The 12,689-nt window shown below is 39.2% G+C and carries 13 protein-coding genes; 5 read left to right on the forward strand and 8 right to left on the reverse strand.

Annotated elements, in window-relative coordinates:
- Positions 1–314: 314 nt before the first annotated feature.
- Entirely contained in the window at positions 315–2,165 is a 1,851-nt protein-coding gene (locus C0J00_RS10110; RefSeq protein WP_104968733.1) for an APC family permease, read from the forward strand.
- Positions 2,166–2,452: 287 nt separating this feature from the next.
- Here C0J00_RS10110 and C0J00_RS10115 read toward each other — a convergent pair whose 3' ends face one another.
- Entirely contained in the window at positions 2,453–3,556 is a 1,104-nt protein-coding gene (locus C0J00_RS10115; RefSeq protein WP_104968734.1) for a vitamin B12 independent methionine synthase, read from the reverse strand.
- Positions 3,557–3,861: 305 nt separating this feature from the next.
- On the opposite strand from C0J00_RS10115, the gene rpmF reads away from it, so the two are divergent.
- The gene (gene rpmF / locus C0J00_RS10120; RefSeq protein ID WP_018380522.1) at positions 3,862–4,044 is read left to right on the forward strand and encodes a 50S ribosomal protein L32; all 183 of its coding nucleotides are present in this window, start codon (positions 3,862–3,864) and stop codon (positions 4,042–4,044) included.
- A gap of 15 nt (positions 4,045–4,059) precedes the next feature.
- Complete coding sequence (rpmG, locus tag C0J00_RS10125) at positions 4,060–4,209, forward strand: 50S ribosomal protein L33 (RefSeq protein ID WP_001265622.1); 150 nt, start codon at positions 4,060–4,062, stop codon at positions 4,207–4,209.
- Between the two features lie 58 nt (positions 4,210–4,267).
- On the opposite strand, the gene C0J00_RS10130 is transcribed toward rpmG, so the two are convergent.
- Together C0J00_RS10130 and C0J00_RS10135 are read right to left on the reverse strand one after the other, a co-directional pair.
- Positions 4,268–5,278 (reverse strand): hypothetical protein, encoded by a 1,011-nt coding sequence (locus C0J00_RS10130; protein WP_104968735.1) that lies wholly within the window; start codon positions 5,276–5,278, stop codon positions 4,268–4,270.
- A 195-nt stretch (positions 5,279–5,473) separates the two neighbouring features.
- Positions 5,474–6,067 (reverse strand): YczE/YyaS/YitT family protein, encoded by a 594-nt coding sequence (locus tag C0J00_RS10135; protein ID WP_104968736.1) that lies wholly within the window; start codon positions 6,065–6,067, stop codon positions 5,474–5,476.
- Between the two features lie 80 nt (positions 6,068–6,147).
- On the opposite strand from C0J00_RS10135, the gene yeiL reads away from it, so the two are divergent.
- Entirely contained in the window at positions 6,148–6,774 is a 627-nt protein-coding gene (yeiL, locus tag C0J00_RS10140; protein WP_104968737.1) for a transcriptional regulator YeiL, read from the forward strand.
- Between the two features lie 207 nt (positions 6,775–6,981).
- Here the strand turns inward: yeiL and C0J00_RS10145 are convergent, their stop codons facing one another.
- Genes C0J00_RS10145 through C0J00_RS10155 form a run of 3 tightly spaced genes read right to left on the reverse strand, consistent with a single transcriptional unit; the run spans position 6,982 to position 9,607 of the window.
- Positions 6,982–8,898: a copper-translocating P-type ATPase gene (locus tag C0J00_RS10145; RefSeq protein WP_104968738.1), complete on the reverse strand. Its 1,917-nt coding sequence runs from the start codon at positions 8,896–8,898 to the stop codon at positions 6,982–6,984.
- A 13-nt stretch (positions 8,899–8,911) separates the two neighbouring features.
- Positions 8,912–9,220, reverse strand: coding sequence for a cupredoxin domain-containing protein (locus C0J00_RS10150; RefSeq protein WP_104968739.1), 309 nt, complete (start codon positions 9,218–9,220; stop codon positions 8,912–8,914).
- Positions 9,221–9,235: 15 nt separating this feature from the next.
- Complete coding sequence (locus tag C0J00_RS10155) at positions 9,236–9,607, reverse strand: cupredoxin domain-containing protein (RefSeq protein ID WP_199773969.1); 372 nt, start codon at positions 9,605–9,607, stop codon at positions 9,236–9,238.
- Positions 9,608–9,750: 143 nt separating this feature from the next.
- Between C0J00_RS10155 and C0J00_RS10160 the strand changes: the two genes are divergently transcribed.
- Positions 9,751–10,371 (forward strand): NUDIX hydrolase, encoded by a 621-nt coding sequence (locus tag C0J00_RS10160; RefSeq protein ID WP_104968740.1) that lies wholly within the window; start codon positions 9,751–9,753, stop codon positions 10,369–10,371.
- 158 nt (positions 10,372–10,529) lie between these two features.
- On the opposite strand, the gene C0J00_RS10165 is transcribed toward C0J00_RS10160, so the two are convergent.
- A complete protein-coding gene (locus tag C0J00_RS10165; RefSeq protein WP_104968741.1) occupies positions 10,530–11,747 on the reverse strand; it encodes an ABC transporter permease in 1,218 nt (405 codons plus the stop codon).
- Positions 11,744–12,637, reverse strand: a complete 894-nt coding sequence (locus tag C0J00_RS10170) for an ABC transporter ATP-binding protein (RefSeq protein WP_104968742.1) — start codon at positions 12,635–12,637, stop codon at positions 11,744–11,746. The genes C0J00_RS10165 and C0J00_RS10170 overlap by 4 nt, the downstream gene beginning before the upstream one ends.
- Positions 12,638–12,689: the final 52 nt, after the last annotated feature.

Raw genomic sequence — 12,689 nt, forward strand, 5'->3', positions numbered from 1 at the left:
AATCGGTAATCGCTGAAAATCCTGATTTTCAAAGCGATTGATCTTTTTTTCCGAGGGGTTTAGACCGCGTTCAATTCAAAACACAATCTGACCTATCCTTTCTCTGCTATTAATCTCTATTATTCTAACATGATTCTATCAAATTTTCGACTGTATTCTTAATTAATCGACTCCATTTATAAGCTCAAACTAAGCCATAACATCACTATTCTATAGCTTAAAACTAATTGAAAAGATATTTTTAAAAAGCTATTGCTTTTCAGAAAAAATAGGACTATAATGCCTTATCAATAACTTTCCAGGAGGAAACTAGGGTGTTCGAATTGTTCAAAAACGTCCTATTGGGGAAACCCCTCAAATCTGACGATGGGAACGGTGACAGTCATTTACTTAACAAGTTACAAGGCCTCGCCATGTTGTCCAGTGATGCTCTTTCATCCATTGCTTACGGTCCCGAACAGGTTATCTTGGTCCTGACTGCTCTCTCGGCTGGTGCTATCTGGTGGTCCCTTCCTATCGGAATCGGTGTCCTCATTCTCCTTATCAGTCTGACCATCTCCTACAGCCAGGTTATCCACGCTTATCCCAACGGTGGTGGTGCCTATATGGTTTCTACCGAAAATCTCTCACCAAAACTAGGCCTCCTAGCTGGTGGTAGCCTCCTTATCGACTACATGCTAACCGTAGCCGTATCGGTAGCCTCAGGCGCTGATGCCATCACCTCCGCCTTTCCTGGACTTAAAGACGTCAACCTAGAAATTTCCATCGTCTTAGTTCTCGTCCTCATGCTCATGAACCTGCGTGGCCTACACGAATCCGCCACTGCGCTTTTTATCCCCGTCTATCTTTTCATTGGGGCAATCCTTCTACTGCTTGTCTTTGGTGTGATTAATATCATGACAGGGAACCTTGCCTTCCATGCAACAGCAAAAATTGGTAGCCCAACAAGCGGGATTAGTCTATTCTTGATATTACGTGCCTTTACCAGTGGTTCGGCATCTCTAACTGGTGTTGAAGCCATTTCAAATGCCGTCCCATTTTTCAAGAAACCTAAAACTAAAAATGCCGTTGAAACACTGGTTATCATGTCCAGCATTTTGGGAGTTATGTTCATTGGAATTACCTTCCTCAACTATTGGTTAGGCATCATCCCTTCAAAAAATGTGACAATACTAGCCCAAATCGCACAAGTTGTCTTTGGTCATAATGCTCTAGGTCAAGCTTTCTTCTATGTTTTCCAATTAGCAACAGCTATGATTCTGGCAGTGGCTGCTAATACTGGCTTTTCAGCCTTTCCTGTCCTAGCCTATAATATGGCCAAAAACAAATACATGCCACACCTGTATTTGGAAAAAGGAGCACGTTTAGGTTATTCCAACGGTATTATCACACTTGCAGTCGGTGCCATTCTCTTACTTTTCTTGTTTAACGGTTCCACAGAAGCTCTCATCCCACTCTATACGATTGGTGTCTTTATTCCTTTTGCCCTTGCGCAAACAGGAATGATCGTCTATTGGAAAAAACAATCTGGCAAACATTACCTTAAAAAAGCCATTGCAAACATCCTTGGAGCTATCATTTGCTATGGTATTATTGCGATTCTACTGGCCTTTCGTATGAGAGATATCTGGCCTTTTTTCCCGATTATTACCCTCCTAATGTTTCTGTTTATAGCTATCCATAAACATTACGTGCAAGTCGCTAAGCAATTGCGCCTACAAGAAGAAGAGCAAGAAGCAGCTACCTTTACTGGAAATCAGGTTTTAGTACTTCTGGGAAATATGACACAAGCTACTGCCCAAGCGCTCAGTTATGCCAATGCGATTGGAACACAGGTCACGGCACTCCATATTTCAACCAAAGAAACGCAAGATAAAGATGCTGAAATCATCCGTGAGTTCCAAGCAAAATACCCAAGCACCGAGCTGGTGATAATTGATTCTGACTATCGTGACATCATCAAGCCAACCGTTGATTATGTTCGCAAATGTAGCCAAGTAGCCAAAGACAAGCATCAAACCTTAACTGTGCTCATTCCTCAATTTGTTCCTAAAAGATCTTGGCAAAAACTCCTTCATAATCAAATGAGCCTGCGCCTCAAATATTATTTACGATGGCATGAAGGTATCGTTATTTCATCCTATTCCTACCATTTAAAAGATTAAATTGAAGCATATTCAAAAACACAAGGATAATTCGATCCTTGTGTTTTCTTACTGTTCGTCCCTGTTAGATTACAGAGATAGACTATTAGAGCTCTTTTCTGCGGCTCTATTTTTACTTCCTTTTTCAAACAACAAGGTAGCTTTTACTTAGCCAAAAAGTTCGTTTTCTTTTTATGGACCCTAGAGCTTCTCATTTCTAGGCTCGCGGGCTAAAACAGCTCACTGGGGTCCGAACCTCTCGCTTCTTATTTCTAGGCTCGCGGGCTAAAACAGCCCACTGGGCTGTTTTACTCCCATACTTTGTCACGGATGGTTTTGATAAGGTTAAGTTTTTGCCACTGGTCCTCTTCGGTCAATACATTGCCTTCTTCAGTTGAGGCAAAACCACATTGGGTTGAAATGCCAAGATTTTTGTATGGTACATAGACAGATGCCTCTTGAAGACGAGCAATAATCTTGTCCACATCTTCCAAGGTAGGGTCTTTTGATGTAATAACACCTAGAACCAGTTCGACATGGTCACGGTGATTCCAGATATCCACAAGGGGTGTGAAGTCACCTGAGCGGTTATCATCGTATTCTAAGAAGAAAATATCGTAATTGAGTTGTCCCAGGTACTTGGCAACCACATCGTAGCCACCTTCGTATAGGTAGGTAGACTTGAAGTTCCCTCGACAGATATGCGTAGCAAGGGTCAAGTCCTCTGGTAAGCCCGTCAGGGCTTTGTTTATAGTGTCCACGATTTCTTGAGCTTGCGCACGATAACTATCATGTTCATCGCCACTGGTTTCGTTTAATTTGGCAATCAAAAATGCCCAAGTCGTATCGTCCAACTGCACATAACGTGCTCCCAAATCATAAAAACGTTGGATAGTGTCATGGTAAGCTTGCGCCAAGTCATTTAGGTAGTCCTCACGACTGTCATAAAAATCCAAGGCTAAGTCGCTACGACCATCACGGAAAACCATAGATGGACTTGGAATGGTGATTTTAGGCGTCACACCTTCTGGCGTAATTGATTTCAAATACTCAAAATCACGGTAGAAGGGATGGTCAGGATTTTCCGCAATTTTACCAGCCACACGAACGTTAGTCGTCCGTGTGTTGGCACCGTGAAACTTGTAAGAGTCCTCCTGTAAGTAAGCTTCATAACCTGTCAGTTCCCACAGGAAATCCAAGTGCCACCAAGAACGACCGAATTCACCGTCAGTAACAACTTTCAAACCATTGTCAACTTCATGGTGAACCAAGTCTTTAACCAATTCATCCTGGATGTCAAGCAATTCCTCGCGAGAAATCTCGCCACTAGCAAACTGATCGCGAGCTTCTTTGAGCTTGGCTGGACGCAAATAAGAACCGACATGATCAAAATGATGCTGTACTTTAGACATAGACTTACCTCTTTTTCTTTTCTAGAATTAGCAGGGCGAATACTATCGCATATAAGTCTAGGATAACAAAGCCAGCTATAAGTGACAAATATAACTTTATTATATTAAGTCATAGGTGGAAACTATACTTAACATCTCAAAAAAAGTGTCAAGTAACTTTACTTTACAAAAAAGATATGTTATCATGCTATAGTTGATGAAAATTCATCTCTATATTAACTGGGCAGATTGAATACCAAGAATGGTAACATTAAGGTAAATCTATAAGTCCCTGAATATTTACTTATCGAAAGGAAGAAACCAAAATGGCAGTACCTGCACGTCGCACCTCAAAAGCGAAGAAAAACAAACGTCGTACGCACTACAAATTAACAGCTCCAACTGTAAAATTTGACGAAACTACTGGAGATTACTCACGTTCTCACCGTGTATCACTTAAAGGATACTACAAAGGACGTAAAATCGCTAAAGCTAACGAAGCTAAATAATAGAAGGGAGATACCATGCGCGTAAACATTACACTTGAACACAAAGAATCTGGTGAACGCTTGTACCTTACTTCAAAAAACAAACGTAACACTCCAGACCGTCTTCAATTGAAAAAATACTCACCAAAATTGCGTAAGCACGTTGTGTTTACTGAGGTTAAATAATTGAATTTAAAAAGCCTATGAAACCAATGTTTCTAGGCTTTTTCTTTTTTCTCTGTTTTTAATCTACGCGATAGAAATACTCGTTCGTATTGCCACTATTGTCATACTGGCCAACCAAAAGGCGTTCTTTACTCTTATCTGACTGATCTTTATTTGAGGCAGTATCACCTACTGGTAGGTAGCGAATGCCATACCCTCCTGAACGGCTACCAATAGGCTGTACACCTGTTCCCCAATGATTGTTAGTATTTGAAAGATCACCTGCCTGTCCTTGGGAACCATTCATCGTTACCATTTTATCAGCTGAAATAGTAATTTCATCACCCTTGGCATTTTTCCAAGTACCAACTAAGTGTTCAAAAGTATAGCTCGTCGAAGTAGAATCAGGGATTGTTGTTTCGGAGGTGGCTACATTTTCTTTGCTCAATACCTGCCAGTTTAAGCCTGATAGGTCTATAGGATTTTCAGCCATACTTGCTTGCTGCTCTTCTGAACCCATGATAATCGCTTTTTCCTCGACTGTGGTAAAACCACTATTATCAGGATTTAGGCGTATCTTTTGCAAACTCCCTTTTCCCTGATGAGATGTCCATTCGAGACGAGTAACCGTTCCATCTGCATTAACTTCAAAACTAGAACGATAACCACCACCTGAAGCAACTTCTGAATGTGCTAAATAGGTAGAAACGTTATTTTTGAGGTAATACAGAGCTATCGGATGAATACCGTTGCCAACATCTGTCCCTGTAAACAACTCCTTGCTGCCATTCTTGTCAATATCATAAAAGGCATAATGGCTGACATTATTAATATCTGAAGCAATTTTAGAGAGTGTATCTGCATATAGAGCCTCATAATCTTTTAAATCATTTTCCTCTGACTGTGACCTTGATGGCTCTGTAGCACCAGATTGATCAGATGTCGATTTTGTCACCGTTTTTTTGGATGACTGAGTCGTTTTCTTAGATCGTTTGAAAGTCTTACTAGCATTCGATTCAGGTTTAGTATGACAAGCACTTAATAGCAAGACACATGATAAGCTAATTCCTAATTTTAATAATACCTTCATATTCAGATCCTCTCGACTTTTTTCTCTATTATACACTAAAAATAGAAATAGATTTTCATTTTTTTTGGATATTTTGAGGTTTTTATCATTTTAATGACTAATAGATAAGATTTAGTTTAGAAAATCGTTTTACAGAATAATATGCTAGAGACTACTATTCTAATCATACTTAATACTGACATCTCCACAACAATCTTATTTACTTCTCCCAATAATATAAGATAATAAAACTAAGCTAATTATAGTTCCCTCTCTGACCACTATCGGTTGATGAAACACAATAGAAATTAGCACGGATAATGTGACACAAATAATATCAATGCCATACCTATAGCTTGAAAATTCCTTTACTGTCAATGAAGACATCAGTTGACAGAATTTTTCTATTGGAAAAATTAATATTCCAAAATGGATTATTCTTCCCGTTCCAAAGCCAGCAATGCAGGTACCCGTAATGAAAACAACAATTTTCATAATATAGTTAGAGAATAACAAATCAATAAAGATATCATAAACAAAAAAATTAATAGCGTAACCTAAGAATAGCACTGAGAATACCATCAAAATATAATCCCTAAAACTTTTTCTCTTATCAAGAAAATAACTGGTGATCAAAAATAAACCATTAATGATTCCCGTCACTGTTCCAATTTTTATGTCAAATAGTTCTGCTACAGCAACATTGAAGGAATTGAAGCTACTAACACCAATATCCGCCTTGATTGTTAAACTAATCCCAAGTGCCGAAATCATATAAAATAAAAATGATAATATCGTCTTTTTTATCATAAGTCCCTCCTTTTCAGTTTCTATTTTAGCCTTATTAGCGTAAAATAAATATGAGAAATCTCATATAAAAAGGAATCATTATGACATCTCCTATTCAAGAATTGCTACCCGTCTCAATATTGGACCAAAGTAAAGTATTAACCTTTAATAACAACGAAACAATCATTCAAGAAAATCAAAATCTTGACTATCTCTTTTATATTCTGAAGGGTCGAGCAAAGATATATCACAACACTGAAAACGGAAAAACAATCCTACTTCATTTTTTAAACCAAAATGATTGGATTGGGGAATTGACCTTTTTAGAAATTGAAGAAAAAACAAAATACGTTGCTGCTATTGGTACAGTAGAAGTTCTAGCAATTCCAAAAAAGGTGGTAACCTCCAAGCTTTTAAACGATCCTTATTTTTTGAAAGAACTAAGTCAATTTATCGGAAAGAAGCTTTTAGAAAGAACGAATCATTTAATCAAGAATCAAGGGTATCAACTCAAATATCGTTTGGCAACACTCATTATTGACTTATCGCATCATCAGATTTATTGTGAAAAACATACAACAATCGTTGATTATTTAGGGGTAAGTTATCGTCATCTTCTACAAATTTTTAAGGAATTTCAAGAAGAAGGGTATTTAGAAAAGATAGGGCATCAAACATATATCATTGATTATCATAAACTAAAAAAACTTTATATTTTTAATAACTAAAAAAGCTGGAACAAGAGTCCCAGCCTTTTATTATCTGTAATGTTTTAATGCCGTAGCTCGTTTCACATAAGCCTAGAAAGCTCATAGCAGGTGAAATCATTCGTACCGAAAATCAATTTCTCTAGTTTATCATTTCATAACTATTCCCATCATTTATGAAATCAGGTAGACAGCTATAACCATTATAACTTCCTGTAGCAAATCATTTTATATTTTCGGTAATTTAGATTTGTTCAATAGAAGTGAACTGATCAACACTGATAAGGAACTCATCGCCATTGCCAATCCAGCTAATTCAGGGTTAAGGGTTAAGCCAAAGGCTACAAAGAGTCCAGCGGCGATTGGAATACCAATTAGATTATAGATCGAAGCCCAGAAAAGATTGAGGAGAATCCGTTTAAAGGTTTTCTTACTCATATCATAAGCTCTCACAACACCTAGCAAGTCATTTTGAATCAAGACAACGCCACCCGATTCGATGGCAATATCCGTTCCTGCCCCCATAGCGATACCAACATCAGCTAGGCTAAGCGCTGGAGCGTCGTTGATTCCATCACCGACAAAGGCTACTTTACCTTCTTTTTGAAGCGCTTTAATCTGGTCTGCCTTATCTTGTGGCAAGACATCTGAAATAACTTGGTTGATACCGACTTCCTCAGCAATAGCGTGCGCCACACGCTCATTATCACCTGTCAGCATAACTGTCTTAAGACCCCTAGCTTCCAAGGCTCTAATAGCTTTTTGTGAGGTTTCTTTAGGCACATCCTGGATGGCAATAAGTCCAATGACTTCTGATTCTTTGGCCAAGATAACCACGGTTTTAGCTTGGTTTTGCAGTTCTTTCATTTGCTCTTCTAGAGAGTCTGGGAAGGTTCTACCTTCTTGCAAACGACGATTTCCCAAGAAGACTGATTGACCTTGATAACGTCCGGTGACGCCTTGTCCTTCTACAGCTTGGAAATCCTCTAACTCACCAGTTTTAATCCCTTTATCGTCAGCATAAGCCATAATGGCTGTTGCGAGAGGGTGTTCTGACGATGCTTCCAGAGCTGTCGCAATGCTCAATACCTCTTCTTGATCACCAACCACATCCGTCACACGAGGCTTACCGAGGGTAATGGTTCCTGTTTTATCCAAAACCACGGTATCGATATTTTGCAATTCTTGTAAGACAGTACCGTTTTTAATTAAGACACCCATCTTAGCACTTCGTCCAGTACCAACCATGAGAGCCGTTGGCGTCGCCAATCCTAGCGCACATGGGCAGGCAATAATCAAGACAGACACCGCATATATCATGGCCTTCGTACTACCAGCACCTAAGAAACTATACCAAACCATAAAGGTTAAAATGGCTAAAATAAGGACAACAGGAACAAAAATCCCTGAAATCTTATCTGTCACATCTTGAATAGGGGCGTGACTAGATTGAGCTTTTTTAACAAAATCCACAATCTGAGCCAGCATAGTATCTTTACCAACCTTAGTGGCCTTAAAAGTGATGGTTCCGTTAGTGTTGAGGGTTGAGCCAATCACGGTATCTCCGACAGTCTTGCTGACGGGCATACTTTCACCAGTCACCATGGACTCATCAATGCTGGTTTTACCATCTGTAATAACTCCGTCAACAGCAATCTTCTCACCAGGTTTAACTTTAATCAGGTCATCGATGAGGATGTCTTCCAGAGCAATCTCTACAAAGTCACCATTTCTGAGGACACTAGCTGACTTGGCCTGTAAATCAAGCAATTTCTCCACTGCCTGAGAAGCATTTTTCCGCATCCGCTCCTCAAAAACTTGCCCCAAAAGAACGAACATGATGATAAATCCGGCACTCTCAAAATAAACTGGTAAGCCCTTGAAAATAGCGTAGACGCTGTAAAGATAGGCTACCGAAGTCCCCAGTGCTACCAAGGTATCCATGTTGGCATTGTGATTTTTAAAAGAAGCCCAGGCACTTTTCAGAAATGGCAAACCTGAGAAGACCATGATAATCGTTGTAAAGAAGAAAGTTCCCCACTCGATAATCTTATGGTCGATGATATGAGTAAACATGGCAATCATGAGAAAAACCATGGGGATTGAGCAAATAAATGCTATCCAAAAGCGACTTCTAATCGTCATCAAAAACTCCTTTCTATTTTACAATGAGTTTTCCGTGATACATGTCCATACCGCAGGCAAAGCCAAATTCACCTTTTTCATTTGGCGTCACTTCAATAACGAAATCTTCTTTGACAGGAAGGTCAGCCTTGATATCAAAATCAGGGAAAACCACTTGGTCGAAACAAGCAGAGTCTGTTTGACGGTCAAAAATGATATGAGCAAGTACACCTTTTTTTAAAACAATATTTTCTGGTTTATAACCACCATCCACAAGCACGCGCACTTCTTGAAAACCACCTTTTTGAGTAGCTTTGACTTCATTTTTCTTTTTAAAAAACATCCTAAACCCTCGATTCTATTTGACAATTAATTTGCCGTGAATCATGTTCATGCCACAAGCAAATCCGAATTCTCCTACCTCAGCTGGGGTAATCGTAATCGGAAAATCCTTCTTCATCGGTAGGTCCTCATGGATGCCAAAATCTGAAAAGACCACTTGGTCCAAACAGGATGATGGGTCCTTACGATGAAAGACCAAAGTCGCTGGAATCCCCTTTTTCAAAACAATTGTCTGTGGGATATAACCACCATCAACTGACACTTGAATTTCTTGATGATTACCACGAACCACTGCCTCTTGTTGGGAGACTTCATGTTTTCCAAAGAACCACCAGATAATAAAGGTTATCATGGCTAAACCAAGTATTGTGATGAGAAAATGTATCATGGCAATGCCCTTTCTTTTTAGTTTACATTTGTAGATGTATTTTAACAAAGTTTCGCAGAAAGGTCAATTTCTTTTATGTTACTAATTAGTATTATTTGCTTTCCCATTAAGACTAGGTTAAAATAGAAGTAAGGAGGAAAGTAATGCTATCATCAATCGAAAAAACGCTAAAATCATATCACCCAAAACCACTCGGGCAAGATAGAGCCTATGCTGTACTCCTCCCTTTAATGCGCATTGATGATGAGTGGCATGTGCTTTACGAAGTCCGCAGTGAAAAGATTTCGCAACCTGGGGAAGTAGCCTTTCCTGGCGGACGTATCGAAGAGGGTGAATGCCCAGAAGCGGCTGCTATTCGAGAAACACAGGAAGAATTAAATCTTCCCAAGAAAGCTATCACAATCCTCGGAGAGATTGATTATCTTGTTCAACATCACCGAACCATCCATTGCTTTGTCGGAGAAATTAACATCAACTGTCTCTCAGCCATTTGCCCTAATAAGGATGAAGTCGCAAAAGTTTTCACTATTCCTCTCAGCTCACTCATGGAGACACCTCCGACTTACTACAAATTACGAGCCAAAATGAAGCCTGGGGAAGATTTTCCTGTTGATCGTCTACATAAAAATGGTAAAGATTATCGTTTCACATCACGCTCTGATAAAATCCCCTTTTACGAGCAAGGTCCCGAAACACTTTGGGGATTAACAGCCATGTTCACCCATCGCTTTACAGAAATCATAAAAGAATGCGACATTGATTAAAAAATGAAAAACGCATATCAAGACAAAAGGTTTAACATCTGGTTGCATAACCCTTGATGTTAAACCTTTTTTCATGTCTTTAAATCCTTAATATCATCAACATACTCTTTATACTGATGATATTAAAAAGTGAACCGGTTTCCCAGCTCACTCTCGTTTTATTTATGATTCAAGCCACGCTTAAGACTCTTGAAAAGACCGACATCATCTGTCTGCAAAATCAAACCTGAATAGGATTTACCGATATATAAGATACAGATAATTGTTGTTACTGCTAAAATACTCAAAGAAATCAGAGTTTCTGTCGCAGTAGCATAACCATTGATCAATCGAATCGGCATAAAGAAGGAAGAAATAAAGGGCACGTAGGAACCAATTTCTAAAATTAGATTATCCTGACCTTGCTGACCAAGGGTAATAGCACCAACAAAACCAACAATGACAAGATACATAACCGGTTGAACTGCTTTGTTGACATCTTCCACACGTACCACTAAGGAACCACAAAGCGCTGCCAGGACAACGTAAAGCAAAATCCCAAAGATGGCAAAAAAGAGCATGGTCCAATCTAAATTATCAATGACGGTGTCAACCATAGGCTTAATACTGTCTACCATATCTTTACTAAAAGCAAATTGAGGCATAAGCTTATAAGCCAAGAATCCCCCCAGAGCATAAATACCTAAATGTGTGGTAATAACCCCAAAAATCCCTAGAATACGACCATAGAAATAGAGATTTGCTGGAACACTTGAAAAAATGACTTCCATAATTTTTGTTCCCTTTTCACTAGCAATCTCCTGAGCTGTTGAACCTGCATAAGTCAAGATAATGAAATACATAATAAAGGTCAGACCAAAGAAGGTAATGTATTTACCTGCTTTTTGCAAGTCTCCCTTTTCTTTAATATCCTCTTTAAAACTAGGCTCCTGTGCTAAGGTTTCCACTTGTTGTGGGCTTAACTGAGCTTCTACCATGTTAAGTTGACTTTGTAAGCTCCCTAATACTTGGAGAAACTCCCTTTTAGTCTGTTCAGCCAAACTAGCATCGCTATAGTAGGTCGCTTCTAGCTGTTGATCTGCGGATTCAACAAGGAGATAGCCCGATATATCCTCAGCTTTGAGCGCTTTTTTAGCAGTTTTTTCTGTCTTATACTTGAAAGTCGTTCCATCAATCTCTGTGAAAGCTTTCTTCATCGAATTATCTTCCAAAACGACAGCTACTTTAGCCGAACTAGCCGCTGCAGACCCCGTCAAATACCCAATACCCATTGAAAAAGCAAGAAAGATAAAAGGGGACAGGATCATGAGGAGGAAGGCCCAAGACTTGACCTGTCTAAGATAGGTTTCTTTGGCAACTAATAACAGTTGTTTCATAATTCTACCCCCGATTTCATTTTAAAGATCTCATCAATAGTTGGCGCTTGTTGGTCAAATGTCGATACATAGTGTCCTCCACTAATAGCCTTGAACAACATAGGACCAGCAGCCGCATCATCTAAGACCAAACGCCAGTTGCCTTGTTTCGTCTGACTAATAGAAATAACATGCTCAAGATTCTCCAGACGTTCTCTTGGCACATCATTTGAAACAAAGAGACGGGTACGACCAAATGACTCACGTATCTCTTGAATACTACCGTTAAGCACTATATTGCCATCGCTAATCATCACCAAGGAATCACACAACTCCTCAACGTTAGTCATGACATGGTCTGAAAAGATGATCGTTGCTCCGCGGTCTTTCTCAGCTAAAATAATCTCTTTTAAAAGAGCTGTATTAACAGGGTCAAGACCTGAGAAAGGCTCATCTAAAATAATCAAATCAGGCTCATGAATCAAAGTGATAATCAGCTGAATTTTTTGTTGGTTACCTTTAGAGAGACTCTTGATTTTATCTGTTACTTTTCCCTTAACTTCTAACTTCTCCATCCAAAGAGGAAGTTTTTGACTGACTTCTCTACGAGACATGCCTTTAAGACTAGCCAAATAGCGAACCTGATCAAACACAGTCAGCTTGGGCATGAGACTTCGTTCCTCAGGAAGATAGCCAATACGTGCATTCGTCTTTGTAGTTAAAGGCTTTCCATCTAACTCTATCTCACCATCATAGGTCACAAAATTTAAAATGGAGTGAAAAAGTGTTGTCTTACCCGCACCATTTTTTCCGACGAGACCACAAATACTGCCAGACGGTACTTCAAATGACATGCTCTTTATCACCTCATGCTTATCATAGCTCTTGGAGAGTTTTGAAATCCTAATCATACCTACCTCTTTCTAATCTTAACTAATCTATTTTATCCATTGAAACCAACAA

It is taken from the genome of Streptococcus pluranimalium (genome assembly GCF_002953735.1).
GTDB lineage: Bacteria > Bacillota > Bacilli > Lactobacillales > Streptococcaceae > Streptococcus > Streptococcus pluranimalium.

Coding starts and splice junctions, on each gene's coding strand:
- C0J00_RS10115 (WP_104968734.1), bottom strand. CDS start 3,556: ATGTCTAAAGTACAGCATCATTTTGATCATGTCGGTTCTTATTTGCGT.
- rpmF (WP_018380522.1), top strand. CDS start 3,862: ATGGCAGTACCTGCACGTCGCACCTCAAAAGCGAAGAAAAACAAACGT.
- rpmG (WP_001265622.1), top strand. CDS start 4,060: ATGCGCGTAAACATTACACTTGAACACAAAGAATCTGGTGAACGCTTG.
- C0J00_RS10130 (WP_104968735.1), bottom strand. CDS start 5,278: ATGAAGGTATTATTAAAATTAGGAATTAGCTTATCATGTGTCTTGCTA.
- C0J00_RS10135 (WP_104968736.1), bottom strand. CDS start 6,067: ATGATAAAAAAGACGATATTATCATTTTTATTTTATATGATTTCGGCA.
- yeiL (WP_104968737.1), top strand. CDS start 6,148: ATGACATCTCCTATTCAAGAATTGCTACCCGTCTCAATATTGGACCAA.
- C0J00_RS10145 (WP_104968738.1), bottom strand. CDS start 8,898: ATGACGATTAGAAGTCGCTTTTGGATAGCATTTATTTGCTCAATCCCC.
- C0J00_RS10150 (WP_104968739.1), bottom strand. CDS start 9,220: ATGTTTTTTAAAAAGAAAAATGAAGTCAAAGCTACTCAAAAAGGTGGT.
- C0J00_RS10155 (WP_199773969.1), bottom strand. CDS start 9,607: ATGATACATTTTCTCATCACAATACTTGGTTTAGCCATGATAACCTTT.
- C0J00_RS10160 (WP_104968740.1), top strand. CDS start 9,751: ATGCTATCATCAATCGAAAAAACGCTAAAATCATATCACCCAAAACCA.
- C0J00_RS10165 (WP_104968741.1), bottom strand. CDS start 11,747: ATGAAACAACTGTTATTAGTTGCCAAAGAAACCTATCTTAGACAGGTC.
- C0J00_RS10170 (WP_104968742.1), bottom strand. CDS start 12,637: ATGATTAGGATTTCAAAACTCTCCAAGAGCTATGATAAGCATGAGGTG.